Origin of the sequence: Mycolicibacterium aubagnense (genome assembly GCF_010730955.1) — a bacterium.
Lineage (GTDB): Bacteria > Actinomycetota > Actinomycetes > Mycobacteriales > Mycobacteriaceae > Mycobacterium > Mycobacterium aubagnense.
Genome location: NZ_AP022577.1, coordinates 5,915,825 through 5,941,961, shown reverse-complemented (window position 1 = coordinate 5,941,961; position 26,137 = coordinate 5,915,825). Strand labels below are relative to the sequence as shown.

29 protein-coding genes are annotated in these 26,137 nt (G+C 63.9%); 21 read left to right on the top strand and 8 right to left on the bottom strand.

The annotated features are described in order from the left end of the window. Positions 1-5: 5 nt before the first annotated feature. From G6N59_RS28505 to G6N59_RS28490, 4 genes are all read right to left on the bottom strand, one after another. Positions 6-689, bottom strand: coding sequence for a helix-turn-helix domain-containing protein (locus G6N59_RS28505; RefSeq protein ID WP_163911838.1), 684 nt, complete (start codon positions 687-689; stop codon positions 6-8). Positions 690-1,240: 551 nt separating this feature from the next. Continuing rightward, positions 1,241-1,462, bottom strand: a complete 222-nt coding sequence (locus G6N59_RS28500; RefSeq protein WP_138230333.1) for a hypothetical protein — start codon at positions 1,460-1,462, stop codon at positions 1,241-1,243. Beyond that, positions 1,459-1,695, bottom strand: coding sequence for a hypothetical protein (locus G6N59_RS28495; RefSeq protein WP_138230332.1), 237 nt, complete (start codon positions 1,693-1,695; stop codon positions 1,459-1,461). Before G6N59_RS28495 ends, G6N59_RS28500 begins: the two co-directional genes overlap by 4 nt. 3 nt (positions 1,696-1,698) lie before the next feature. Further along, on the bottom strand, positions 1,699-1,890 hold the full coding sequence (locus G6N59_RS28490) for a hypothetical protein (RefSeq protein ID WP_138230331.1): 192 nt from the start codon (positions 1,888-1,890) through the stop codon (positions 1,699-1,701). Between the two features lie 687 nt (positions 1,891-2,577). Between G6N59_RS28490 and G6N59_RS28485 the strand changes: the two genes are divergently transcribed. The 7 genes from G6N59_RS28485 (at position 2,578) to G6N59_RS28455 (ending at position 9,075) form a co-directional block, all read left to right on the top strand. Beyond that, complete coding sequence (locus G6N59_RS28485; RefSeq protein ID WP_138230330.1) at positions 2,578-3,201, top strand: crossover junction endodeoxyribonuclease RuvC; 624 nt, start codon at positions 2,578-2,580, stop codon at positions 3,199-3,201. Positions 3,202-3,562: 361 nt separating this feature from the next. After that, positions 3,563-4,576: a hypothetical protein gene (locus tag G6N59_RS28480; RefSeq protein ID WP_163911835.1), complete on the top strand. Its 1,014-nt coding sequence runs from the start codon at positions 3,563-3,565 to the stop codon at positions 4,574-4,576. A 263-nt stretch (positions 4,577-4,839) separates the two neighbouring features. Beyond that, positions 4,840-5,832, top strand: coding sequence for a helicase associated domain-containing protein (locus G6N59_RS28475; RefSeq protein WP_138230328.1), 993 nt, complete (start codon positions 4,840-4,842; stop codon positions 5,830-5,832). Between the two features lie 307 nt (positions 5,833-6,139). After that, on the top strand, positions 6,140-7,954 hold the full coding sequence (locus G6N59_RS28470; protein WP_234884208.1) for a hypothetical protein: 1,815 nt from the start codon (positions 6,140-6,142) through the stop codon (positions 7,952-7,954). A gap of 157 nt (positions 7,955-8,111) precedes the next feature. Next, positions 8,112-8,534, top strand: a complete 423-nt coding sequence (locus G6N59_RS28465; RefSeq protein ID WP_138230326.1) for a hypothetical protein — start codon at positions 8,112-8,114, stop codon at positions 8,532-8,534. Further along, positions 8,531-8,797 (top strand): hypothetical protein, encoded by a 267-nt coding sequence (locus tag G6N59_RS28460; protein WP_138230325.1) that lies wholly within the window; start codon positions 8,531-8,533, stop codon positions 8,795-8,797. The genes G6N59_RS28465 and G6N59_RS28460 overlap by 4 nt, the downstream gene beginning before the upstream one ends. Positions 8,798-8,853: 56 nt before the next feature. Then, a complete protein-coding gene (locus G6N59_RS28455) occupies positions 8,854-9,075 on the top strand; it encodes a YaaW family protein (protein ID WP_138230324.1) in 222 nt (73 codons plus the stop codon). Between the two features lie 132 nt (positions 9,076-9,207). Here G6N59_RS28455 and G6N59_RS28450 read toward each other — a convergent pair whose 3' ends face one another. The 3 genes from G6N59_RS28450 to G6N59_RS28440 form a co-directional block, all read right to left on the bottom strand. Then, positions 9,208-11,031: an AAA family ATPase gene (locus G6N59_RS28450; protein ID WP_138230323.1), complete on the bottom strand. Its 1,824-nt coding sequence runs from the start codon at positions 11,029-11,031 to the stop codon at positions 9,208-9,210. 111 nt (positions 11,032-11,142) lie between these two features. Beyond that, positions 11,143-11,316, bottom strand: coding sequence for a hypothetical protein (locus G6N59_RS28445; RefSeq protein WP_163910734.1), 174 nt, complete (start codon positions 11,314-11,316; stop codon positions 11,143-11,145). Positions 11,317-11,325: 9 nt separating this feature from the next. Continuing rightward, positions 11,326-12,813 (bottom strand): prolipoprotein diacylglyceryl transferase, encoded by a 1,488-nt coding sequence (locus G6N59_RS28440; protein WP_138230322.1) that lies wholly within the window; start codon positions 12,811-12,813, stop codon positions 11,326-11,328. A 125-nt stretch (positions 12,814-12,938) separates the two neighbouring features. Between G6N59_RS28440 and G6N59_RS28435 the strand changes: the two genes are divergently transcribed. Continuing rightward, positions 12,939-13,865, top strand: coding sequence for a conjugal transfer protein (locus tag G6N59_RS28435; RefSeq protein ID WP_234884207.1), 927 nt, complete (start codon positions 12,939-12,941; stop codon positions 13,863-13,865). A gap of 77 nt (positions 13,866-13,942) precedes the next feature. Continuing rightward, positions 13,943-14,230 carry a hypothetical protein gene (locus G6N59_RS28430; protein WP_138230321.1) on the top strand — a complete coding sequence of 96 codons (288 nt, stop codon included), beginning with the start codon at positions 13,943-13,945 and terminating at the stop codon, positions 14,228-14,230. A 71-nt stretch (positions 14,231-14,301) separates the two neighbouring features. On the opposite strand, the gene G6N59_RS28425 is transcribed toward G6N59_RS28430, so the two are convergent. Next, positions 14,302-15,087, bottom strand: a complete 786-nt coding sequence (locus G6N59_RS28425; RefSeq protein ID WP_138230320.1) for a hypothetical protein — start codon at positions 15,085-15,087, stop codon at positions 14,302-14,304. Positions 15,088-15,417: 330 nt separating this feature from the next. On the opposite strand from G6N59_RS28425, the gene G6N59_RS28420 reads away from it, so the two are divergent. The 12 genes from G6N59_RS28420 (at position 15,418) to G6N59_RS28365 (ending at position 26,118) form a co-directional block, all read left to right on the top strand. Continuing rightward, positions 15,418-15,708, top strand: a complete 291-nt coding sequence (locus G6N59_RS28420) for a hypothetical protein (protein ID WP_138230319.1) — start codon at positions 15,418-15,420, stop codon at positions 15,706-15,708. Positions 15,709-15,952: 244 nt separating this feature from the next. Next, on the top strand, positions 15,953-16,291 hold the full coding sequence (locus tag G6N59_RS28415; protein WP_138230318.1) for a hypothetical protein: 339 nt from the start codon (positions 15,953-15,955) through the stop codon (positions 16,289-16,291). Positions 16,292-16,295: 4 nt separating this feature from the next. Continuing rightward, positions 16,296-18,998 carry a putative type IV secretion/conjugal transfer ATPase gene (locus G6N59_RS28410; RefSeq protein WP_138230317.1) on the top strand — a complete coding sequence of 901 codons (2,703 nt, stop codon included), beginning with the start codon at positions 16,296-16,298 and terminating at the stop codon, positions 18,996-18,998. Positions 18,999-19,001: 3 nt separating this feature from the next. Then, on the top strand, positions 19,002-21,356 hold the full coding sequence (locus tag G6N59_RS28405) for a hypothetical protein (RefSeq protein ID WP_138230316.1): 2,355 nt from the start codon (positions 19,002-19,004) through the stop codon (positions 21,354-21,356). An 86-nt stretch (positions 21,357-21,442) separates the two neighbouring features. Continuing rightward, the gene (locus G6N59_RS28400; RefSeq protein WP_138230315.1) at positions 21,443-22,645 is read left to right on the top strand and encodes a ParA family protein; all 1,203 of its coding nucleotides are present in this window, start codon (positions 21,443-21,445) and stop codon (positions 22,643-22,645) included. Between the two features lie 91 nt (positions 22,646-22,736). Beyond that, positions 22,737-23,078, top strand: a complete 342-nt coding sequence (locus tag G6N59_RS28395; RefSeq protein ID WP_234884206.1) for a hypothetical protein — start codon at positions 22,737-22,739, stop codon at positions 23,076-23,078. A gap of 103 nt (positions 23,079-23,181) precedes the next feature. Continuing rightward, entirely contained in the window at positions 23,182-23,442 is a 261-nt protein-coding gene (locus G6N59_RS28390) for a hypothetical protein (RefSeq protein ID WP_234884205.1), read from the top strand. A 39-nt stretch (positions 23,443-23,481) separates the two neighbouring features. Next, the gene (locus G6N59_RS28385; RefSeq protein ID WP_138230314.1) at positions 23,482-23,664 is read left to right on the top strand and encodes a hypothetical protein; all 183 of its coding nucleotides are present in this window, start codon (positions 23,482-23,484) and stop codon (positions 23,662-23,664) included. Positions 23,665-23,798: 134 nt separating this feature from the next. Further along, the gene (locus G6N59_RS28380; protein WP_138230313.1) at positions 23,799-25,145 is read left to right on the top strand and encodes a helicase associated domain-containing protein; all 1,347 of its coding nucleotides are present in this window, start codon (positions 23,799-23,801) and stop codon (positions 25,143-25,145) included. 127 nt (positions 25,146-25,272) lie between these two features. Further along, a complete protein-coding gene (locus G6N59_RS28375) occupies positions 25,273-25,452 on the top strand; it encodes a hypothetical protein (RefSeq protein ID WP_138230312.1) in 180 nt (59 codons plus the stop codon). Then, a complete protein-coding gene (locus G6N59_RS28370; RefSeq protein WP_138230311.1) occupies positions 25,449-25,679 on the top strand; it encodes a hypothetical protein in 231 nt (76 codons plus the stop codon). Before G6N59_RS28375 ends, G6N59_RS28370 begins: the two co-directional genes overlap by 4 nt. Positions 25,680-25,836: 157 nt before the next feature. Continuing rightward, entirely contained in the window at positions 25,837-26,118 is a 282-nt protein-coding gene (locus G6N59_RS28365; RefSeq protein WP_138230310.1) for a hypothetical protein, read from the top strand. The last annotated feature ends 19 nt before the right edge of the window (positions 26,119-26,137 follow it).

Below are 26,137 nucleotides of genomic sequence, written 5' to 3'. Positions count from 1 at the left end.
TGTGGCTATCCGTCCCCATGGCGGCGGGGACGGGCACGCCGGGATTCGATGAGGCGCTGCCAGAACGCCTTGACGTCCTTATCGGTTAGCTCGTTTTCCGCCAGATCGCCGGCGAGCCACCGCGCGTACCGGGCTGACGCATCAACGACGCCGTATTCGGCGGCCAACTCTTCGAATGATTCGTATAGTGGCCGCACACCGCGGTGGACTTCTTTGCCTGGCTGGCAGTTGTCCTCGATCAGCCGTATGACGTATGGCCAGCTCAGACGCACCAACGCAGCGCCAACTGCGTGCGCTTCTTGGCCCTTCAGTGCCCCCACCCGCGACGCATCAGTCAGCGCGGTGATTGCACGTTGGATGACAGGCACCTCGACTTGGACCGGCTTGGGGTCCTGGTACATAAAACCCCACTGCAGATCGCCGCCGATGCCCGCCTCCGGCGCCTCAACCGAGTCGTCGGCGGCCATCATGCCCATAGTCCCGATCGGCCAGCCCAAGCCCTCCTCCAGCAAAGCTAGAGTCCGAGCCGAAAAATTGGCCCGATTACCGGTTTCTAGGTCTGTCACCAGCCGGTCGGAGACACCACAACTTTCAGCGAACGCCTTGCGATTCGTGAAGCCGAGAGCCTTCCGCGCCTCGGCAACCCTTTGCCCGACGCGGACCCATCCCTCGTGCTCAGTGCTGTCCACCACAGTCCTTTCCGGTCTGACGTGCACCGCATGAGTATGCACGAGTCCACGGCGGTACGGAACCATAACAAGGACGACAATCTAGCGACAGTTGCCGCGCCAGCGGACACGCTCATTCACACATGTGATTTTGTGATCACGCGTTTATCAACTGCACATTACTTATCGAAATCGGCGGAACCCCGCCGCAGCGCGTGTCGCCCCGCGCCGTGGCTAAACTTCAGCATCACAACTATAGTTATGTTTTGTGACTGGGGCGACCTTGTGATGCTGGACAACGATCGAACCCTGATGTCATTGGCGGACATCGCCGAACGCTACGAATTGGCGGTCGCCACGGTGCGCACATATAACGGTCAAGCTGCCCAGCGACGCCGAGCCGGAACGTCGGGGCCGCACGACTTCCCCGCTGCGGTAACCCGAGTGAGTAACAGTCCGCTATTTGACTCCGCGCGCGTCGATGACTGGCACACCCATCGGCCAGGTCGAGGCGCCGGCGGCGGGAGGCCGCGCAGAGTTCAGGTGAAAAACCCCGCGGACAGACACTCGCCTCATTGAACCTCGACGTGCGTTGCACCGTTGGCGTAGCGCGCAGCGCGGGTGCGGGAGGTGCCGACAATCTTGATCTGTGGAGCACCCTCCCACTCGCCGCCAGCTTCTACGACGGAATCGACTTCGAACGGCCCACCGCGCACGACCTGAAGCCGGCAGCCAGGCAGCACAAAGGCGACGACCCTGTCACCGGTGACAAGCTCCGAGATCGGCTTGATCACTTCAAACCCATCTCCGCCAGATGCTCTTCGAAATGCACGTCCATCTGACCGTCGACGCCGCCGCGGTCGGGCCCGTGTACGTTCCAGCCGCAGGTCGCACAGTTCGCGAAGCGGTGCCCGGTATCGCGACAGGTCTGCGCATCGACCTGCACGCGGATGACTCCCGCGGGGTCGACGAACGCGAGGTGGCGCGCGTCCGGCCCACCGTCGAGGTATCCGATGCGCTCCGCCATCAGTCAGCCGATCCGCTGCGGGAAACTGGTCGAATCGACCGCGTCGCGATCGATTCCGTTGACAGCCGCGATCTGGCCGAGAACATCTTCGGCCGACATCCCCCGCGCACCAGGCGAAGCCTCCCCTTCTCGGATCAGTTGCTCGATGAGATCCCCCGGCGAATAGGTCTGCCCCTTGTATGCGTATCGGGCCACGCGTTGACTCCTTGCTCGCGCTCATGTGACGCGACGGGACAGTGCCAGTCCGCGGCCAGGCGCGAGCTCCACGGCGCGGGCCCGGTCACTCACCGAATCTTCGGCCATCCCAGCGGCGGTTTCCCACCGCCGCGACAAGCCCTCACCGCGTTGAATTACGCGCTGGCGCATACCTTCCCGAGAGGAGACGTAAGTTGCCCGTCTGACCTGGTGAAACGGTCAATAAATCCGTCACCGCTGGCATCTACCTGCATCAACACGTAGCCGTCGCGGCAACCGAGGGTGCCTCTGCAGAACCCTCTCCCGATACCTGTAGGGGTATCTAGATGCGTTACATTTTTAGTTAGTGCTACTAGTTACATATCTCGATCTGGATGTTCTCTGTTTTAGCAAGTATCCGGACACAGAGGCACCCCCGGTTACCACGACAGCTACGTTAACCCTCAGCACAGCAAGGATTCTGACCGCAGTGTTGACCATCAGCGCAGGTCGAACGGGAAAGTCAGGCCTCGTTTCGGGAAGGTATACGCCAGAAGGGAGCGGAGCAGCGGCGCAAATCCGATCCGATCGAGGTACCGGAGATGATGCGGTAACCGTCGGATCGCCGCAATTGTCACGTCCTGTCGCCGGCGGCGTGTCTCGCGCCGCGGGCACGCCACACACCCATGTCGCTGCCACGCTGACGCCATGATCGCCCACCCGTATCTGGACCCAACCCGCAACGGCGCGAACGTCATTGGACTGGATCTGTCCCTCACCGGTTCCGGGATTGCGGCTATCGACGTGGCCGCAGGGCAGCTGTCCACCGCAGTGCACGGATCTCCGCCCCCAGCGGTGGACACACTCAGCGCACACGTCGCCCGGCACTGCACATTGACGGATGGCATCGTCGCGCAGGTGATCGCCGCTGACCCGGTTCTGGTCGTGGTCGAAGGCCTGCAGTTTTCGGTGAAGGGGAAGGACAGTTCCGTGGCCCGACGCGGATTCCTCTGGTGGGCGGTGACCGCTGGCCTGTGCAACGCAGGTGTTCCGGTCATGGAAGTCACCCCGCAACAGATCAAGCAGTTCGCCACCGGTCGCGGAAATTCGAGCAAGAGCCAAGTGGCCGCTGCCTACGCGCTGGCATGGCCGCACGCGACGCGGGACAAGAACATCGAAGATCGGGCCGACGCATCATTCGCCGCCGCTCTGGGAGCAGCTTGGCTCGGTGTACCCGGGCTTCCGATCAGCAAGACCGTCGCGCGCATCAAAGTGCTCTCGAAGCTGCCCGAGCCCACGCTGCCGCCACGACTACTCCGATCGGTGGCATGAGAAGCCGCAAATACCCCTGCATGTTGCCGATCCGTGTAGGTGCAAGATAGTGCGCACAGTTGCGCATGGATTCTTCCGCGTGCCGCGATGTCATGCACCAAAGAATGTCGGTGTCGCCGGATACGGTGCGCCAATGAGCTCGCCCACGCACAGTGCCGCCGGTGTCACCGCGATCGTCCCGGCGATTGGATCGGTTGCGGCCGTGGCACCGGCCCTCGCACCGGCGATCGGAACTGTTGCCCCGGCAGCTCATCAGGCTCTGGCACCGGCGATCGGATCAGTAGCCACCTCTCCCGCGGCGGCGGGGTCGGTAGCGGCAGCCCCGCTGATAGGCAGTGTGGCGACCACACCGTCTCAGCGCATGGCGGATCCGTCAGCCCGGCATCTGCTCGAACGGCCGCCGTACGCACCTCCTACGGCGTCGATCCCAGATGCTCCTGAAGTCCCTGGGAAGTGGGTTCCGCAGTACACCCGCGACAAGCGAAGTTACGTCGTGCCCGGACTCGATGGCCTGGCACACACGGACACGTTCACCCGCGCGACGTCGCATTCCAAAGTGCTCGACGACTCCAGCGCGCTGACTGACTGGCGACTTCGCGCCACCGTTCTGGGGCTGGCACGCAACCCCGAACTGCTCGATGGTTTGTCCCTGGACGGCGCCGACCACGTCTCCGAACTTGACTTCGGTTCCAAGCTCGCGCTGACGAATGTCTCCAACCAGGCGGCGCGCCGTGCAGGAGCTGATGACGGCAGCGATTTCGGCACCAAGCTGCATGGGTACCTCCAAGCGGTACTTGAAGGCGTGCTGACGATTGAGCAGGTTCCGGCACTCTTCATTCCGTACCTGCGCGTGCTGTTCGCGGCGATGCGTCGCCATCGGCTGAGTTTCGTGGCTGGAATGGTCGAGCGGACTGTGTTCATTCCCGCGACCGGCATGGTGGGCACGCTGGACTTCCTTGCGGTCACCGCTGACGGCACGTTGGTGGTTGGTGATCTCAAGACCAGTTCGTCGATCGACTATTCGTGGCTGGCCATCGGGGTGCAGCTCGGCCAGTACGCCGGAGCGGCGATGATGCTGTCCTGGGACGGAACGCGATGGGAGCCGATGCCGCCGGTGTCACAAGTCATCGCCAAAGTGGTTGCGGTCCCCAAGGATGCACCGATTCCGCAGGCCCGGATCTACACAGTGGATTTGACGCTGGGCATGGAGATGGTCGAGGAGGCCACTCGCGTGCAGGCCATTCACGAGGCGGCCAAGCGCGCCGCCAGTTTCCCTCAGCTGCGTCGTGAAGACGACGAGCTGATCGCCTGGGCCGACGGCGACCCGATGTTGTTGACCGCGATCACCGCGACGGTCCCCTCCGCGCTGGCCTGAACGCAGATCGCGGTCGCACCAGACCCCGTCGACTTCTTCGCCGGGGCGCCCGGTATCGACTACCGGCGCGGTGTCGCATCACGACTACTCGCTGCCTGACACTCGCTCCGTACTCGCGGCTTGGCAGTTCTCCGGCCGAACAGTCACTTGTCGGTTCGGTCGTCGCGCCGCTGCGCCTAGATAGGGCGACTTCCGGTCAGACTCGTCGCAACCCAGTCCGCAGCGCCCAACAGTTGCGAAAACCCGAGTCGGAAGGATGATCGGTGACCGCCGCCCGCACCACTGATGACGAATGGTTCGCGCACGCCGCGGAACTGTCCCGCAATGGCTGCGAACCTGAACCCGACAGCGCCCAGTACAGCTGGCTGGTGTGGGCGCTGTGGAGCCGGCGCGCGGGGTTGTTGTCGCCAGAGCAGCAGGCCGCACTCACACGTCTGCCACCGGCAGCTATCGCCGTCGCTGATCAGCCTTGGACACTGCGTTTCTTCGCCTGCGCGGCTCGCGATCGCGCGGGGTTGGCTTTGGGCGGCGGAAAACGCACGGCGTGGCTCACAGCACAGCGTCGTGCCCATGCACGCGGGGCGATGCCGGCCGGCCGCGCGAGGCTCCTGGAAAACCTGGCCGGGTTCAGCTGGACCCCGGGGGCTGACCGCTGGTACTCAACGCTGGCGCAGGTGCGCCAGCACGCGGATCGCACCGGGGCGCTGCCCACACGCGCCGACGCTCCGGAACTATCAGGATGGCTGGCCGCGCAACGGTTTGCACTGCGTTCTGGCCGCCTGGACGTTTCGCGAGCCTCCGCGCTTGAAGTGCTCCCCGGCTGGAACGGGTCGATGTCGCGGACGATGACGCGCCATGTCTGGGAACAGCAGCTATCAGCGCTGCGAACCTTCGTGGCGGCGCAGCGCCGCTATCCCGATGCGGGGTCCTCCGATTCAGCCGAAGCAGAACTGGCGCGGTGGATTTCGGTTCAACGTGACCTCTATCGCCGCGGCGATTTGAGCAGCATCCGCATCCAGCTGATCGCTTCGCTTCCCGGGTGGCGCTGGAATGCCCGGGCGGCCTCGTTCGATGCGCGCTGCGCGCAGTTGCGCCGTGAACTCGCCGGGGGTCCAATCGGCACTGGCCACTGGCTCTACAGCTGGGTGGTATCACAACGTCGCCGTTACCGCGCCGGACGGATGCCCGACGAGCAAGCCGCGCAGCTGCGGTCGCTAAATCTGCTTGAGGACGGTCTGGCCACCTGCGCCGCTTGAGCGCACAGCGCCTGCCTGAGCGCAACGCTGGGAGCGACATTTTTGCGTGTTCATTTGCATGTACGTGCCAGACTGCAACAGGACGTGACAAACTAGCAGGAAGAGGACTTCGAACATGTGCGTCTCTCTCAGCGAGTACAGCAGTTCGACGCGGCAATGCCGGCGGTGTCCGGTGACGGATCAGTCGCGAGCAGCAGCATCAGCCCGCCGGCAGGAGAACCGAGTCACGATACGCACCGTCAGCTCCAACGTTCGATCTCAGCTGGGCCCGGCCAGTGCCACTGCCGTATCCGCCTTGGCGCCATCGATGCTGAGCAACTTGATGGTCAGCCTGGAGGCCGTCGTCCCCGGCATCTCCACCGAACTGCTGCGCTCCCCCTCAGGGGCATTGCGCCGTGTGCCCGGCATGCACAACGACGTGTTCAGTGAAGTGCGGGAGACCTCGACCCCCGCCGCACAGCGGATCAATGGCGGCAAGTACGACCCATTGGCCGTCACCAAGGTGCAACTGGCCTCAGCACTGTGTGAGCGCGACTTGATCACCGACGGTGCAATCATCGACCCGATCGAAGCCTCCGCCGAGCTGGACCGGGTCGAAACTCGAATCGATGCGATCGCCAGCGGTGCGATCAAGGCACCACCGCCGGGCACCACCTTCGATCAACTTCCCGACCGGGTACAGCAGTTCTATCGTCGGCACACCTTGGACGAGATCGGTGCGTTGACCGCCGTTGCACAGCGGATGAGCGACAAGCTGTTTGAGGACGTGACAGAGCAGGCCAACGTTGCAGCCACCCCCCGCCTGATGACGCCGCTCGTGGACCAACTGGCAGCCGCTCAAACCCGTCCACTGACCGTGGCAGACCTGATCAACGGCGTCCACAGCGCCGGTGGCGACCCCGCCGCTGGAGTCGAGATCGCCAGTGGCATACGAATCTATGCCGCAGCCACGGGAACCAGCGTCGTCGTTGATGGCCTGCGACTTCCCGTCGACTCAGACTCGCGCATCGACGACGTAGTGGCCCGCATCCCGGCGGTGGACTTCGACCAATTCACGCGTGTTCCCGCCGGCGGTAACTCTTCGGGGCTGAACGCAGTCGTGCAGTCGGTGATGGTCGGCAAAAGCCCACGGGCACAGTCGATGCGGCTTGCTGCTCGGCGTCGGATCATCGAGCGCACGTTCTACGGGGACACCGCAATGAGCTACGCGGTCAACTCCCGAGGTGACGCTTCGCTGCTGGCGGGAAAAGCCCGGGCGCACACCGCCGCTGCTCTCGCCTCTCGGACGCACAGTTCGCGACACGGCGCTGACGCACAGGCTCAGACTTCACGTACCGAAGGCTTCGATCTGGCCCGACACTTGCGGTTCGCGCGCGCAGCACGCCACGAATTCGTCGCGACCCGCATCCCCGCCGAGCTTCGGACACCACGCCTGCCCGAAGCCACGCTGAAGCGGTACGCCGGGACAGTCCCGGCCGAAGACCGCGACGCTGCGTCACGATCCGGATTCCGGGTCCGACACCGCGCCAACACCATTGACGCTGACTATCCCGGCGCCCGGCAGTCGCTGCAAGTGGATTGGGACGCCGTGTCACCGGTGCCGATCGATCCTCCGGGCAAGGCACTGTGCCCAGAGCATGCCGACGTCCGCGCCGACGCAGCTGCGATGGTGGCTGCGGCCAACCAGATCGCGCGCAGTGGGCGCAACCCTGAACTGGCCGGTGCGCCCGCGCTTCTCGGCGACGCAAAACTGGCGTCTGCATTCGAGGTGTTCAAGATCGCCCGCTCGCGCGATCACACCCCGCGGGTGTTGACCGCAACACATCCTGTGCCGGCCGCATACCGGGGGCGTGAAGCAGACTTCATCTCCGATGTGTTCCCGGCCGGCGGCGCATTCACGACCTCCGGCTACACACTGGCTCGCCAGGACGGGGCCTCGCGCGGGGGCGCTGGACGCGTGCGCGTGCGGTACTACACCGGCGACGGTATGCCGGTCGCCGGTGGGCACATCATCGATAACAGCACGACGTTCCGGGTCCTTTCGGCGCGGGTTTCCAGTGATGGCACCGTCGAGGTGAACGCAGTCGCCGACCAGGTGGCCGCGAACGCCGCGGCGCGGTGACTGAGTCGGCGACAAACCCCCAGCGCCACAAGCAGCTCCTCGGTCCGGCGTGTCGAAACAAATCCCGTGGCGACATCGATGGGCGTCGATAGCGTCGAGTCCACCCGCACCGCTTTCCACCACCCGCGGTGAATGTCACAGGACCAGGAGAACCGCGATGACCGGACCAATGGCATCCCCAGGAATCGCGTCGCCAACTGCGAACGCGCACGCCCCCAAGGGGTTCTTCCACGAGGTCGCCTCGATGCTGCATACGGAAAGCGCCGAAGAAATCGCTGAGGCTGTGATCACGGTGTGCACCCGGCGCGGAATCTTGCACCCTGAGCTCGACGAGGATCTCGACGATGAGTTGCGAACTCAAGAGATTCGCGAGGTGTTCGACATTCTGTCGATGGTCACCGATGCAGTCGCCGACGGAAGAATCGTCCCGAGCGGTGTTCACGTCGATGACGAGATCGATCCCGATATGGCCGCGGTATGGGAGTCGTTTGTCGACGACGCTGCCGACCCGGAGACTGCAGCTGCGGCCGCAACCATGCTCAACGACGGTAAGGCCGTCCCCCTCGGAGAATCCAAATGAGTTCTGACACCGACCCTTTCGCCGGCTGGGAATCGGCCTCTGTGGGTTGCCACTGGAGTCGTGAACTTCCCGACGGCCGGGTTGCGCACATGTCGTCGTGGGGCTGCGGCGACCGGTCCGGATACTCGATCACCGTCGAGTACGTGCGACGGTTGTTCCCCGATCTCGAGCACGCCAAATCTGCGCACGAATTCCTCGCCGGGGCGGACCCCGGAACCTCCATCGCACTCGCCCCGGGAGCGATGGACGAGGCCACGTTTTGAGGTGGCGGTAGTCGCCGCAGCTGGCGATGCTTCCGCGGGACGGAATTGCTAAGGCCGTGAACATCAAGATGATTCGGCGCGGCCGTGAGTATCGCGTCACCGTCGCCGACGTGAGCCTGCGGTTCGCGGCAGACGCTGACAAGCAGCTGGTCTGGGTGCACTCGCAACAGCGACTTATCGGCGGATTTGACCTTGCGCGCTTCGGAGGTCGGCTTGATCCGGCCAGTATTCAGCAGTTCATCATCGTGGGACTTGGTGCTGCCGCGCTCGAGGGTTGATTACCCCGCGCGCAAGAACTTTCACCTGGGTTCGGCCCGAGGTTTCTTGACGGGGCCTGGAGGTCAATGAACCGAGTTGCGGCGGCGGCCACCGCCGCCCCGCACAGCACATAACCGCACGGGGCAGCGGATTCATGCGACATTGACGATGCCGAATCCCTTCAGGATGTTGGCCATCGCACTGAGGATGTCCTCGCTGGAGAGCTCCAGGAACTGTTCGTTGGAAAGCGACGACAGCTCAGCTCCCCCGCGCATGATCCGTCGCGACGACAGACCCTGCGCCTGCTCAAAAACGTTGCGGGCGAACCGCCCGTTGCCGGCGACGTCCAGCACACGTTCCCCGCGCTGATCGGTTTCCCACATGATCTCGATGATCTGCTTGAACTTCAACTTCAACTCCACCGATGGGTCTATCGAACGGCCCTCTTGTCGGGCCATGCCGGTCAGGATGCGCCACATCTCGTCGCCGCTGTAGGTGTTGAACGGCAGCGAGTATGCAAACCGTGACTTCAGGCCGGGGTTCTCACCCAGGAACCGCTCGATCGGCGCCTCGTAGCCAGCCACGATCACGACCAGATCGTCGCGGTGGTTGTCCATGTAGTCGAGCAGTGTTGTCAGCGCTTCGGAGCCGAATGGGTCGGCCTGGCCACCTCGGTCCTGCACAAGCTCGTACGCCTCGTCGATGAAGATGACACCCCCGCGGGCGTCGTTGAGCTTGGCCAGCGTTTTCTCCGCTGACTTGCCCTCGTAAGCACCGATGAGCGCTGCGCGGTTGGCTGTCACGAGTGTGTGGCTGCGGATCACTCCGAGCCCGTAGAAGATGCGAACGATCAGATTCGCGATCGTCGTCTTTCCTGTTCCCGGCGGACCTTTGAAGATCAGGTGCCGAGTCTTGGGCTTGACGCTCATCCCCCGTCGGCGCTGCTCATTTTCGAACATGATCTCCGAGCTCATGGTGAGCACCTGCTCCTTGATCTCATCCATGCCGTCCATGGCCTCGAGCTCCGCCAGTGCTTTCTGCAGCACTTCTTGGCGCTCGGCCTGCGAGGACTGGCGCTGGAAATCGGCCATGTCCGGCTCAGACGCTGGATCCCAGTAGCTGGTGCGTGCGGCGATTACGTCAGGGGCCGAAATGCGCATGCGCACGCTCTTGTTTCGGATCGCGTCGGACAGTTCGGGCAATGTCATGTACTGCATCCCGCCGGCGAGTGCCTTTTGTGCGTCATCCTCGTTGCCCGCGGCGCGGTAGGACAGTCCGAGTTGCAGCGACGCCCATGCCGACACGGTCGAAAAGTTCGCCGCGATGGCGTACTTGAGCTTGGTCTGCCCGGCGTCGTGCGATCCCAGGTGCGCCAGGGCGGCACCACCGAGCGCATTTCCGAGAGCGGCAAGAACCTGGTCGGTGTCGTCGGTGCTGGACGCCGTCGTCAGCGGTGCGGTAGCGGCGATCAGGTCATCCCAGCGGGCGGTGCGGTAGTACAGCAAGCACTCGACCGCGGCGACCTGCTTCCAGGTCATCATGGAGTTGTCGGAGCGTGCCACCCGCTCTTTGGCCGCCAGGTCCAACTCCGTGCGCGCCGCGTCGAAGAGCCCCTGCTCGATCAGCGCGGCGGCGTGGGCAGCACGGACCTGTCCGCGGGTGATCAGCGGCAAGTTGACCGGAACCATCGGCAGGGTCCAGGTGGTGGTGAACCAATCTTCGACCTTGCTCGGGTCGATGTCGCTGACCAGTTCGTCGAACGATTCGAGCGCATCGCGGATACTGGCGATGTCCGATGGGCTCGTGGGACCGCCGTCGCGCTGACGGCGCGAAAAGGCCAGAGCACGATGCACGTCGCACTGATCCGGCCAACTCTCGGCGGCGTACTCCAGGTCGCGCTCTGCCACGGTGTAGTTCTGCTGAACGAGCGCGCTGATGGCACTGTTGAGGTACTTGCGGGCATCGAGGTTGAGCATCGGAGGATGCGTCCTTTCCGGCGGCTGGCCGTCGTGTGTCGGTGCGTGCTGGTCGTCGGCCGATATCGTCGTTGTCCGCCAGAAGAATTCGGGTGCGGGGCGCGGGGAGCCTTAGCGTGTCGTGTCAACCTGCACGCCGATTTCGGTGTGCACCCGAGTTACATGCGGCTCTGAGAACACCTCGCTGTGATGCGCGAAGGCCAGCCCCGTCCACAACAGCAGGAAGATCAAACTGTTGCGCCGTAACCGCCGCGGCGTGGTGACGGTCCACAAAAGACGTGACATGAAGTGTCCCTAGCCGGCGGGGGTGACCGGGTAGCCGGTGATCTCGATGGTTGACACCGCGGTGGTCTGATCGATTTTGGCTGGGTCATCGGCGCTGCCGGCGCCACCGATGCCGGCGCTCTGGTCTTTACCGACCGGCGGGCGCGTGCTCGCAGTGATCGTCATCGACATCTGCTGGGTCCGTACCGAATCGAACTCCTTGCACACACCGGTGCGGGTGGGGTTGATGGTCTGCGGAAAGCGGCCGCCGCCCATCCGCCAGGTGACCGCGGTGCCCAGCCGGTGACGCGACCACTCGTCCCGCCCGTCCGGGGCCACATAGTTGAAGCCCATGACGACGCAGATTTTGGTGATCACGACCGGCTTGTCGAAGCCCATGTTGAGAACGTTCAAGTCGTGGTCGTTGATCCGGTCGCACACCCACGCTCGGGTCTTGTCGTGGGTGAACGGTGCGACCGGGTCGGAGTCGTTACCGCAGCTGGCCGAAACCTCCGACGGGATCAGGGATTCCGTTTTCACGGTGGGGTCGGGATTGTCAGCTTGAGGCGGCGGCGCCGTCAACGTGCCGGCAGGGTCGGGAGGATTGCCGCGGCTGCCGCTCGTGGAGAACACCGCGATCACGCTGACTACGAGGATCAACACAACCGCAGCCGCGGCCAAACGCAGCGTCTTTCTGCGGTCCTGCCACGTGCTTTCGATCCAGTCCCGCACACGCTGGGGAACCGAAGGCCCTTTGTCAGCCTCGGGAGCGTCGATGTCTTCAGGTGGGTCGGTCGCCCGCGTCGCGGGACGTGGCCCGCTGGATTCGTCGAGGTCGTCGCTGTCGCCGTCATCATCAGTGTCCGCTGGCGGCGTCACGATCTCAGCTGCGTCCCCCCACGGGGAACTCAATGGCGCGTACAGGTCAGTCGGCGATGGCGGCTGGTGTGGATTCCAGACCGCCGGCGCCGGCGCAGCCTCATCTGCGCTGTCCGGGTGGTGGACTTCGGTGTCCAGTTGTTCGTCTGCCGACTCGACGTCGCTCGTTTCCGGCAACTCGATCGGGCCCGTGGGATCAGCCTCCTCGAGCTCGAGGTCCCGAGCTGCGATGTCTTCGGCGGCAACTCCGGTATCCCACGGGGGCGCGATGCCGGCGGCAGCTGCCTCTGTGGTCGCCGAGCGCGCGGGCTCCGCAAGCAGCGGTTCGTCGGAAAGCACAAACCGAGGGTCGGTTTGGATCGAGGGCTCCGCAGACCGCTCGGCATCCTCGACGGTGAGCTCGTCGGGCAGGGCGTCTTCGAAATCATCACTGCGCCATACCGGCTTGGGCCGCGGCGGCGCTTTCTCGTCGGCAATCTGCTGGTTGACCGATGCGACAGCGGCCTCGGCGGCTTGGTGCGCATCGGGACGGAGTTGCCCGTCTGCGTCCCCCAGTGCGGAGCCGATCGCCTGAGTCAGGCGGCGGGCTTCGTCCTCGGGGCGCCGCTGGGCATCCATCAGTGCACGGAAAACGCTCACGCGGATCCTCCCTGGCTCTCTCGCGTCGTAGGTCCCAGTACAGGGCGAGGCGCGGCTACGGTACGGCCGACTCCGGGACGCAGAGGTGCCCCGGCGCGGATCAACAGCGATGGATCGAGGACCCCATGCCGAACCTGGTTCTGACCTTGCGCAAGCTCACTGACTTGTCGCAGTGGAAACCGAAGGCGCGCGAACGAGCGCTGCTGTTTGCAATGATCAGCGGCCCGCTGTCGCTGGTGATGGTCCTGGGCGCGGTAGTGCTGCTGGTGAGCATTTTGGCGCGGCTACCCAAGCCGGTTAACACCTACGCAGCGATCACCGAGGTCACCCGCGTGCAGAACTTCGCTAGAAACAGCTTGCTGCTCTGGCTCGGCGGGACCACGTCGTCGGAGAACCCGTTGGTGGCGCGATCTTCGGCGGCTCTAGCGATCACGTTGTCCCAGGTCCCATTTGAGGTTCGGTCGATCGACCCGACAGATATCGAGCGCTGGCAGGGCAAGGACGCCGTGGAGTGGCGCGCAACGTCCGCGGTAACGCTGGTGGTGCCCGGAGCGGATTCGGCACAGATCAATCGCTACGCAGTGACGGTGCTCGACCACGGCGGCAACTACCAGCTGCTGACATGGCCCTCGATCGTCAATGCCGACACCACGACGTTCAAGGTGGCCAGCAAATACACAACCCCCGTCGACAAGAGCGGGCCACTCGGCCAGTCAATGAATCGATTCGTCACGGCCTACCTCACTTCGACAGGAACGGCGACGTCGCTCGGTCAGTACGTATCTGCAAAATTCACAGGATCGGCGATCGTCAACAGCCCGTATTCCACGGCCACGATCGAAGAGATCAAGGCCGCCGCGGATTCACCAGCGACAAACAACGCCAGTCCGGGATCCCAGGTGAGTGTTCTCGTGCGGGTGAAAGCAGCGGCTTCGGACAAGACCTGGTCGGTCATGGATCTCACGCTGCGCGTCTCATTGGGCTCCAACAAGGTCTGGCTGGTGGACGGCATCGACGCGCCGATTGGCTGGGGGTCGATCTCGGGGACGTGACACATCGAAACCGGGCAAGGAATCGAAACTTAGATATAGTTCTTGTAGCTACGTTTATCGAAAAGGAGGTGGCGTAGATGAACCAGAACAACGAGCTGCGTGTTTACCTGCACGACCTCGCGACAGGTAAACAGATCAGCTTCACCGTCGGCGAGTGGATGGACCAGTACACGGGTCGCATCCGTGACGCTTTGGCGTTGCAGGCCCAGACGTTGGGTGGCACTTTCTCCCTGACCGGCACAGCGGAACGCGGACGGATCACGGTGTACGCCCCCGATACGCGCGAGATTATTCGCGACATCGCGTGGAACGCCATGACTGCCGTTGAAGCGTGCGAACCGCCGAACACCGCCGGCCGCGCATAGTTCCAACCACCGACTGAGCCCTGTGTTGCGATGCATTGCGGCACGGGGCTCAGTCACGCTCCGGCGGAAGTTCAGCCCGCCAACGGGGCATGCTCGGATCGCTCATCGTTGTCGTAGCCGGCGAATGGGCCGATGTCGCGGAGCGCGGCAATGCGCTGCACGATCGGATCGGTGATGACTTCGGCGATCTGCGAGATGCGCTGCTGTGCGGCTTTGATGCGACCGAATTCAGCGGCGTCGATCGTGGTGGTGAATGATTCCAGGTTCTCTCTGATCACCCGATGCATGTGCGGGCCAGTGGTGGCGGCCATGAGGTCGAGCCCCCGGACGCCGGCGTGGTTGGACGCGAACTGGCCGGGAGGACCCGGTGGCGTTTTTCGCTGCACGCCGCCGGCTTTCAAATCGATCGCGCGCATCATTCCGTGTCCGATTTCGAAGTCGTGTATCGGGTGGTGCGCACCGCTGAACTGAGCACGCATCAGCGCGGTGTCGGTGTTGCGGAACGCGACGGTCACGGTGTCATGCGCTTGCACTGGCATCGGCATATCGCCAACCGCAAACCCATGGCTCGGACCGCGGGTGGTGTCGATCGCAACGCGTCCCCACACCACTGAGTCGTGGGTCAGGCGCACCCATCCCGCTGTCGGTACGTCGACGAAACGCAGGAACGTCGAGGTGTCCGACAGAACCCACAACGCGTTGGGCACATCGAGGTTGCACCACACTCGGCTGCCAGGTCCGATCACCCCGAACTCGTAGAGGTCGACGATCTGTGTCACCACTGCTGGTCCGGCCGACGCCGGCGTTCCGGGACGAATGAACGCGTGCACGGTGACGGTGTTCTCCCCGTTGGTCATGGCGTGCACCGTAGTCGTACCGACACGCAGACACCCTGCGCGCCGCGAGTTGGAAACGGCCGTATTTCGCAATTTACCGAGGTCTGTAGCGGCGATTGTAGGGCGTCTCGTATCGCGAGCTGTAGCGCAGAACGTAGCGCAATTTGTAGGTGCTGGCTGCCATCACCATGTTCACGCATGCGCGCACGTAGGCGCACACATGGCCACTCGCTCACGCCGGTGCAGTGAACCGTGTCGCGCTCGCCGTCATGGATTGCGCCGGACAACCCTGTGCACCGATCGGAAACGCACCCCGGCCGCTGACACCGGCCCAGCACCGAAAGGCACTCGATGTTCGCGCCCGTTACTCGGTCCGCCATCTATCTGGCCGACCTCACCGACCCCACCAGCGACGGAATGCTCACCAAGATCGTGAACTACGGCCTGGGGGCTTTGATGGTGCTGGTCGCCATCTTCGGCGGATGGTTCGCCTTCAGCGTCTGGCTCGAGAAGAAGGGCAAGAAGGAGGCGATCGTAGAGATCCGACACATCGCCCTCGGAGTGATCGTAGTCGAAGCGTTCCTGGGCGCTGTGATTGCGATCGCCAACTACGGCAGCGGCCTCGGCAACGGCTTTGTGTGATGAAGACGCACTCCTTCGGGCGGTACTGCACGCCGCAATTCCGACCGCCCTGGCGCACGCGCGGCGGGGCCGTCGTCAACCGCGTCTATGTGCCGCCGGCGCACGCCTGCAGTTTGCCAAGCCGCACAGGAAAAACTGAGCAGGCACTTGACGCACTCGCAGCTGCGAGACGTTCTGGGTTTGTCGCGATCATTGTTGAGGACGGGCGTTTCAACGGCGTTGGCGCATTCAGAGACATCGCCTGATGCGCTCCTTCCGCGTCTTCAACGACGTCACTGGAGTGCGCACCGTCTGGAAGCTCGGCGGCATTCGATTGGGCGCATTCGCTCAGATCGCCATGCTCTCGACGATGGCGATCAGCGCCGCGCTAGTGCTGCCGGCCGGCCCGGTCGTCGCAGCTGCTGTGTTCACAGTGAGCTTCTTGACCATCGCCATATACGCCACAGTGCTGTCGCGCATCGACGAGACCGGAACTCTCTCTGAAATCACAGCGCTGCGGCTTTTGCGCCGAGGCCTGCGCCACCGCGTCAGCGCCAACTTCGATCTTCCCGGCGTGTCCGGCAAGTCACGAAAGGACACCTGAACCGATGGGAACCCACTACCCACCGCTGCGCAGCCGGCGCAATAATTTGGTCTTCTCCCAGGACGGGAGCATCTGGTGCAACTACCTGTTGACTGGGCTGAACGTCAACAGCTATCGCCCGGATACCGCAACGGCGGCCCAGGACTCCCACGAGCTGTTGCTGACTGCGCTGTCGGACATCCCGACCGACGACATCATGCTGTCGGGCTTCAAAATTCGCGTCGACCCGATGACAACGTGCCGACGGATCACCGGTGGCATCCCTGACTGGGACCCTGCGCGGTACGGATACCTCGACAGGTTGATCAACGAGTTCTACAAGCGCATGAAGCGCGGTGAATACGTGGAGTTCGACCGCGTGTACTGGCTGGCGATCAGCCAGCCGTCCCAGCGCAGGATCGCCGACCGAATGGTCTCCACGGTGATCGAGACCGACCCGCATGAGGATCTGGACTGGGCCGACCTCGGTGACTTCGAGCGCAGATGCTTCGACGGGATTCCGCCCGAATTCCGCCCAGTGCGAACGGTTCCGGAGCTCGTTGACTGGGCGTTCGACCGCGCCACAACCCGCGGTTTGTCAGTGCCGATGCTGCCTACGCCGCAGCGGGGTGCGACCACTCCCACGGAACGCGCCTACCCCGAGATTGTCATCGACGAAGCCGCCGAGGCCACCGCGCTGTACTCGACATTCCTGCAGGACCTTGACGCCGGCCGCAACTACACCAAGACGCTCGGCAAAGCCGAGCGCAAACGCTCCTTGTTCAACCGGTTCCGCACATTGTCGGCGGGGAAGATCATGTCGATCTCCCATCCGGAACGCCGTACCGCCGAAATGCCCGATGGACCAGTCTCTTATCAGTCGATGATCGGCATCGCCCGGTACCCCGCACGGTTCAACGAGCAGGTGTCGAGCTTCACCTACCTCGTCGATCAGGCCATTGGCGTCGACGCCGACTTCACCTTGCGGCTGCGATTCTCCCAGGATTTGATCGACACCAGCTCGGTATCCGACACCGAGCGAGACCTGGTGTCGGAAGGAAACGCGAACGCCACCGACGAATTCGAGGCCTTCGACTACGACAACCGCCGCGCAGAACTCCGTCGATTCCACGGCGCGATCCAATCCGAGTCAGGCCCGCGTGGCATGCAGGTCTCCGCGATCTTCGCGTTCGGTTCCAACGACCTGGACTACTTGAATGGTCGAGTGGCCGCGCTGCGGCAGCGGTTCCGGGCCAACGGATTCACGCCACTGCTGCCCGTGGGCGGGCAGCGAGAGCTGTGGACGATGATGATGCCCGGATCATGCCGCACGCGGCTGGGCGATGACCTGTTGCAGACCACGACCGCGCACTGGTTCTCGGGCGCCATGCCCATCCGGCGCAGTTTCGCCGGAGATTCGGTCGGCATGCCCATTGCGATCAACAAAGAGAACGCCAATGGGCAGATCGTTCTGCTGGATCTGCTCAACGCCACCGACCGCGGCAACGCGTCGATCGCGGCGAACGGCGCGCAGAACAGCGGCAAATCGAACCTGATGAAGTTGATATTCCTGTTCGTCACTGCATTGAACCGCTACTCCACCGTTGTCGATCACTCTAAGCACGGCGAATGGGCGGTGTACGCGCGCCAGATCGCTCGCACGCAGGTAATCAACGCAGCGACAGGGGCTTCGCCAGCCGGCGATGTGTCGATGGATTTCCTCAAGTGCCTGCCCTCACCACTGGCTGAGACGGCGATGATGGCGCACTACCTGCCGCTGTTCGAGATCGACACCAAATCAGCTGAGGCGGCCTACTTCGCCAAGATCCTGCGCCCGCAGTTCCGCCAGCCGCGCAGCATCACCAGCACGCGGAGGCTGATGGAGTTCCTGAAATCGTCAGGCGACCCAGAGGCCAAACCGATGCTGCGCAACTTCGAGCACTGGGCAGCGTTGCCCTACACCAGGGCATTCATCGATCCGCCGGCGCGCCGCCAGGACGACCAGGGATTGCCGCCCTTCGACAACCTCGGGGAGCTGGCACAGCGCATGGAGTCGGGCGTGACTCCCTACTCGACGATCTACCGAACCCATGAGCTCCCGGTCTATCGGGGAGACAACCCCGCGAACGCCACAGACCTCAACAAGTGGGCAGCCGCGGTATACGGATCGATCGCCCGAATGACCGCACACCGGTTTGGGCAGATTCGCGGCACGTGTGTCTTCTTCGCTGACGAGATCAGCTTCCTCAAAGGAAACGAGGACGTCGTCGAACTGCTGGTGCGGTCCCCCGACCGCACCGGTCGCAAAGACGGAAACTTCATCGTTGCCGCCAGTCAGCATGCAGACGACTTCGATTCGAACTACGCGATGATCGAAAAGAAAGCAGCGCTGAAGCAGAACGTCGCCGGCAACGCCAAAGCTTCGTTGACCTACATGGACATGCCCGTCCTGGACTCTCTCGTGAACATGATGGTCTCGCAGACCTCACCGCCGGACCCCGACAACAACAACCTGCCCCGCGCCGGACGGCACGGTGAAGGCTGGTGGAACGACGGCAACAACAACATCGTGCGCGTGCAATTCCTCCCGATCCTGTTGACCGCTCTGGAGCGTTTCGCCGACACGACCAGTTCGAAGATGATCCGCGAGTCCGACCTCGACCGAGTCAGCGCCCCCGTGCCGTCAACGTCCGGCCGGCACGCTGCAAATGGCGAGCAGGTGGCTTAGACCATGTCATCGTTCCTCGACCTGTTCAGCGCAACCGATTCCGATGGCGCCAGCGCCGCCCGATACCGCTTGCACTTTCTGGGCAGCCAATTCCACGACCAGGAATCGTGGCTCTGGGGCATGGGCACCGAAGGCTTCTACGTCCTGTTCAAGATGGCCGTCGTTCCAGCCAACGCACTGCTGGGTCTGGTGTTCTCGTCCGGGTCTTGGCTCTCGCCGCTCTCGGATGCGTACCAGTCACTCACGGCTCCGTTGTTCGCCGTGTTCCCGCCCCTGGCCATCGCATGCCTAGGCCTCGGCGTCGTCGCCATCTCGGTGTGGCGGTCCCGCCCGCGTGCCACGACGTCGGGGATGTTCAACAGCGAAACGCTCAACCGAATCGGCCTGGCGATAGCCATGGTGGTAGCGGTGCTGGTGTTCACCCACGATCCGTTCGCGCTGATGCGGACCGTGCTCGAACACGCCAACGAATTTTCTGTCGGCTTGTTCGCCAAACTCAGTGGAAGTAGCGCTGACACCACCCTTACCGCGGGTCAGGCTCTGGTGGACAGCTCTATTCGCACCCCGACCATCGCACTGAACTACAGCAACACATTCTCCGAGCATTGCAACCAGCTGTGGTCGGATTCGATGACCACAGGCACCGCCTTGACCGAGGACAGCGGGTGCTTCGTCAAAGGTCAGAACGAAGCCGGGCCCGATACTCTGGCGACCTCTCTGATCATGCTGGTGCTGCCCGCACTGCCCATGCTTGTGTTCGGTTTCATCGCCGGGTGGAAGTACGTCGTACACCTGACGATGACAGCCCTGTGTGTACTGGCCACGGGGTGGGTTGCGGCGGCCAATGTGCATCGCCGTCGCGGATTCGACGGACTCGCAACAGTGTTCGCACACGCGGCGGCCCATCTCGCGATGACTGTGATCACCTCGATGGTGGCTGTGGCGCTGCCGACGGCCTGCGCTGGTTTGGCCACCGATCTGCTCGGTCTGGCTACTACGCCACAGACGCAGGCCTATGCGCTCATGGTGTCGTTGGGCGTCGGGTTCGCGGCCTCGACGTGGGTGATCTTTCGCATAACGTCGAACAAGAGCGCACTGGTGCGGATGCTGCACGCCGACGCGAACATGACGCTGGAGAAGGTGCTCGGAGTCTCATCTCCTGCAAGCAGGCTCAAATACACCGCCCACAAATTCAATCCTTTCGCTGCACCGCCGGTCGATTCGGCGCGTAGCGCAGCGGCGGGATCGAAACCCACCGTGCTGGCCAACGATCCGGTGGCCGCCACAGCCGCCGCCGCGGTATCCGTGAGCAGGTCGAAAGGAACTGACGGCGTGAACATTTCAGCCAGCGCGGCGGATGCTGATGCAGTCGAGGCGCTGTCAGCAGCGGCGGCATCGGTTGCCGACGCCGCCAAGGAATCGCCGTCGCCGACGGCAAGTGCCACCACCCGGCCTGACCCGACAGCCCCGCCGGCCAATCGCACGTGGCAGTCTCCGGTGGCTGAACCCGACTTCACCGGTGCGGACATGTTCGGATACCTCGTCTACAGCAACGGCGGCACGAGTACAGCTCTGTCAGGCGTCACTGACGACAAGGGCGACGCTGCTGACCGGCCAGCCGGAACCTCTTCGGCCGCTGCGGATTCGCCATCCCCTACCGTCCCACCAGGCCAGATCGAACCGTCACAGCACGGCTCGGTGTTGGCCGACCCTGCGCGCACTGCGGCAGGCGCGATGGATGACGCGCCAGCAGCGCCAGTGGCCGGGAACGTTTACGCCGACCCTGCAATCGACGCGGTCGGCCGCAACGCCGGAGCGACATTCACCACTGCTGAGCCACTCCCGTTCGGTCGGCGCGTGCGTTCCTGGATGCGCAGTTTCACGCCAGGGCCGATCGCCGCGCCTGCACCATTCGCGGCTGCCAACATCCAGCATTTTGCGCCGCTCACACCCGTGGCTCCGCAAGCACCTTCGTCCGCCGACGGCACCGACACCGGTGTCCGCGACGGCGAACCGGTCAACGACCAACAGCGGTGGAATCAACTGTCGCGGCTGCGAAACATGATGCAACGCAAGCCTGTCACGTCCTCGCCCGCAGTCGAAGAACTGCCGCCATCTGGAATCGGCCAGGGCGACAACACACACCCCGGTTCCTTCAGCGCTCCCCTACCCGACTTCCTCGCCACCGATGCGCTGGAGGCCGAGATGGAAGACATGGTGACGGCCATGGCTGCAGCTGGCCGGCGAATCAGCATCGGACTGGATCCCGATGACCGGCGCGTTGCCGTGCGGTTGAGCAGTGACCCCGCCCAACGGGTCACCCGCGTCGACGGCGAAGGGTTCGGCGACCCGGTCTAAACGACCGCGCCGGGCTCGACGCCGCCCCCAGTTCTACTGCCACCATGGCGGCCACCACCGCCCGAAACCATTCGAGGAGACCCGCGATGACCGCCCCACACGGCGACGCCGGACGTCAGAACATCCGGGACAAGTACCGAAACGCCCCAAGCGATTTCGTCGACCGCCCACCAGCTCCCCCAGCTCCTGCGTTCAGCGACGTCACCTACCCCCAGCAGCCTGCCGCACAGCATCAGCCGGTCCCCCAGCAGCCGCTGGCTCCTGGCCGGCCGCCGCTGGTTGCACCGTCCGGACAGCCCGTCCAGACGGCTCTGACCGACAACTCCGTCGGAACCGGCGGCCGTCACGGGGCTTCGGCGCAGGCCGCCGACGCACACAACGCACGCAGCGCACGGATCGGTGTGCGCACTGAAGGTGCCCAGCGTGGATGGCGTGCCAGCGTCAACCGGATGCTCGGTCTGAAGCTGAGCAAGAGCGCGGACGAGATCGAGTACGACCAGCGGGTAGCACAGATTCAGCGCACGTTGCGGGCGCCAAAACGCATCGCAGTGGTCTCCGGAAAAGGTGCGGCGGGCAAGACCTCGATCAGCCTGAACATGGGCGCCACCATCGCCTCGCTACACCGCGGGATGAAAGTGGTCGCCTTGTCGATCGATCCCCTGGGCAACATCACCGACCGTGTGCGGCCAGTCAACTCCCAGGCCCCCGCCTCGGTCATGTCACTGGCGGCCGACGACAAACTTGAGCGCGCCTCCGACGTGAGCAGCTACCTGCAGACCGACAAGACCGGGTTGCGGGTGCTCGGCGCGAGCACCTGCGACGGTGCTGCCTTTCTAACCCCCGAGGCCCTCGAAAAAGCGTTGGGAGTGCTGTCGGACGTCTACGACTTGAGCATCTTGGACTTCGGCCTGAACATCGACTCGCCGGCCTACCACACCGGCCTGTCCGCGTCGGATCAGCTGATCCTGGCCGCATCGACCACGGCCGATTCGATTGACGAGCTGCACACACTGATCAGCACGCTCAAGCGCTTCGGTGGCAAGTATGTCGAGCTTCTCGCCGGCGCGGTCGTGGTGTTCTGCCAGACCCGGCCGGGCAAGAGCCACATCGACGTCGACGCCGAGCGCACACGCATCGTCAACAGCTACGGCACCCCCGTGATCACCATTCCGTGGGACGAGCACATCAGCGAAGGCGGGCCGATGAGCCTGGACCTGCTCGATGAAAACACCCGGCTGCCGTACGTGTGGCTGGCAGCGGAGGTGATGAGCCGACTGCCCAGCGCCTGAGCCCGACTTCCGACCGCGGCATGCCGCACCGATCTGACGCAGTACCCGCCCACACGGGCTTCCACCCCAGAACGACAGGAGGGACCATCCCATGACCGACCTTGCCACCGAGGCACCCAACGACACCCACGTCGACAACGACCAGGACCAGGCCGACGCACAGCGACTTGCTGAAGGCCTGCGCCGCCTGCGCGAGCTCCGGAGCTTCTACGACCAGTCCACCAACGACCTGGAGGCCGGTCGCGAGGCCGGACGCCGGCGGGTCGCCGAATTGCAAGCCGAGGTCGACGCCGATAACGCCAAGCTGGCCGACATCGTCAACGAGGCGGCGATCTCGTTCAACGACGCCGCCTCCGAGCTGGTGGAGACCGGCTTCGCCACGCCGAAAGTGTTGGCGGGCAAGGGCCTGGGCACGCTGCGAACCAAGAAGTAACCCAGCCGACGTAGCGCAAGACGTGACACCGCGCCCGGAACCGCGAAAGTTCCGGGGGCGGTCACTGTTTCAGGAAAACCGTCCATCGCAGGAACCGCGCCGCGTGCGAGATCCGTTGCCCATCGTCGCCACTCTGCCCGGCATGGCACTTACCTACACCCTTCTCGTCGACAAAGCCGAGACGTTCACCGGCACGTTCCCGGACGCGCGCTCCCTTGCATCTGATGCGGTTAGTCGCGCAGCGTCGTCGGCGCGACACTCGGTGAGCATCGACGAGCTGACCGAAGACATCGAACGCGGTTTCCGCACAATCGATCTGAGCACGACAAATCCGATGATCACCGTCCGAGTCAAAGCCGCGTGAGCGATCCGCAGCGGGCGTTGACACCGGGGAAACGAGACCATGGCCACGATCAAGCTCCTGCTGAAGTACAACGCTGACATCTCGAAATATCCAGACCACGTCACGACACAGGTACACGCGGCACGCTACGACATCAAGCAGTATCAGGACGGCGAAATCAGCCTCGCCGAACTATTCGACGCCGTCGGCGAAGATCGGCTGACGTTCGACGCCGGCGACTAAGCAAGATTCGTTGCGCCGGAACAACACTCCTCCGGCGCAACGTACTCGGCGTGTCGAAACGCCCACACACGCAGAGCGGTCCAAGTCCGTCGAGGATTCGGAGTCGTCGACTACGTCGAAAGGATTCCCCGCGCATGTCCGTCGCTGCTGTTGTCATAGTGCCGCCCGCCTCGGCCAGAGGTACCCACGCCTTCGACAGGCGATGGGAGGCCGCGTTGTCCGCGCTCACCGAGTTCACGGCTCGCGAAGGACACACTTTGGTGCCGCGGAACGCCTCCGGTTTCTCGATCGATTTGGGCACGTGGGTGGCCGTTCAGCGAGTGAGGCATCGCCGCGGACAGCTCACTCTTGAACGCACCGCCCGACTCGAAGCTGTTCCTGGATGGACATGGGACCCGCTGCAGGACCAATGGGATGCGGGACTCTTGGCATGGACTCAGTTCGCGCGGAGGGAAGGTCGAACCCGGATTCCGACCGACCACGTCGAAGCCGGCATCAACATCTCGCAGTGGGCATCGTTGCAGCGCAGGCTATACCGCGCTAGGAAGCTGCACCAGGAGCGGATTGTGCGACTGCAATCTGTCCCCGGCTGGACGTGGGGCCCTGACGAAGACCTTTGGGAGAAGGCAATTACGGCGCTATCGAAGTTCGCCGAACGCAACGGTCACGTGCGAATCCCCAAGGGCCACGTCGAGGATGGTGTCGACCTCGGCTCTTGGGTACGGGGGCAGCGGATGGCCTACCGCCGCGGTGCACTCACGGACACCCAGGTGTCTCAGCTCAAAGGATTGCCCGGGTGGTGCTGGGAGCCGCGCGCCACCCGCTGGGAGACATGCTTCAACGCTCTACGCGATTTCGTCGAGCGCGAAGGACACGCACGCGTTCCCGCGCTGCACGTAGAAAACGGTATCGATCTAGGCAGCTGGGTCAGCTACCAGCGAAACCACCACCGTCGCAACATACTTCCTCCAGACCAGACGCTGAAGCTGCAAGGCTTAGTGGGCTGGAGCTGGGACGTAGCGACTGATCATTGGGAGGAGCGCTACGCAACGTTGCTAGCCTTTGTCAACAGAGAAGGCCACTCTCGCGTTCCTCGAAGCCATGTGGAAGGCGATGTCCGTCTGGGCACGTGGGTCGGGCGTCAGCGCGAATCCCGCCACCGGGGTCGACTAACCAGCGATCAGGTCGATCGCCTTCAAGCACTTCCGGGGTGGACCTGGCGGGCGAGCGCGTCGCGATCGAAACCACGCCGTTTGCAGCGGCATGAAACCCAGTGGATCGCAGCGGCGCGTGCAGCCGCTCGATTCCTTGAGAGGGAAGGGCACCTCAATGTTCCGTTCAACTACCGCGAAGACGGCTTCTTTCTGAGGAAGTGGATCACCAAGCAACGCCGGCTGTATCACCGCGGCGAACTATCTCGCGCACGCATCGACCGCCTCGAGTCGCTGCCAGGGTGGTGCTGGAATGCCGCAACGAATTAACGCATCGCCCCACAGGTTCTCGGCTGCCCAGGTAGCTGTGCGCTCAGCTCCTACCACGGTTTGCAAAGAGCCGACCCGGTATCGCCGCGTGGTTACCGCGTCGTCGGGCGCGATACGGTTCCTGATCGTGCCTCCACCCACCGACCGCGCCGACGACTTTCTCGCCTCTGTGATCGCCGAGTCCGACCACCCCGAAATCGTGTCTGTGCAGACGGACCCGTCCGATCGCCCGGACGCGTGGACCCGCGTCAAGATCGTCTTCGTGGACGGCTCCGCCATGCATATCAGCGCGGAGCTCGCGCGATGAAGGTCGACGAGTTCAAGGACTGGTTGCAGAGCCAGCTTCAGCAGCGTTCAGTCGCGGTCCGCCGATACCGGGTCGACCCCGATCTGGAAGACCTCGAGTTCGAGGGGCCTGACGGGACCAACATTCGACTGCGTTGCGTGCGCACATCCCCGCCCGGCGGCAAGAAATCTGATGACCCAGACCATCCCGCCCGCCGCGAAGAAGGAACCAGTATCGCGCGGCTGTAACCCGATCCCCCTTGCACCGCCCCTGGATGCGCCTGCCGTTCCTGCGCCTGCCACACATCGGTGCGGTGGATGGACGTACTGTCCGCGACATGTGCCCTGACCCGTTACGTTCCGCGCCCGCCATGCGCCAAGTACCTAGGCAGAGGCCGGTGATGGCATGCAGCTGAGGCACATCTGCGAGGTATGCGGCGTCGAAGAGATACTCACGCCGGAAGCCGCTTTTGAGGCGGGCTGGGACTATCCGCCGAAGATGGGCATGTTCGGCGTCATCAGTCCGCGTAACTGCCCTCGGTGTCCGAACAATCGGACGGTGTGGTGGGCGGTCACGGTGGACGGGTTCACCGCCGACATGCTCACACCTGATCAGCGCGCCACCGTCGAACGCATCGCCGGAGAGCCCGAGTCGATCCTGGCGCCGGACACGGGAAGCCAGACTTAGACGGTCGACCCCAGGTCAC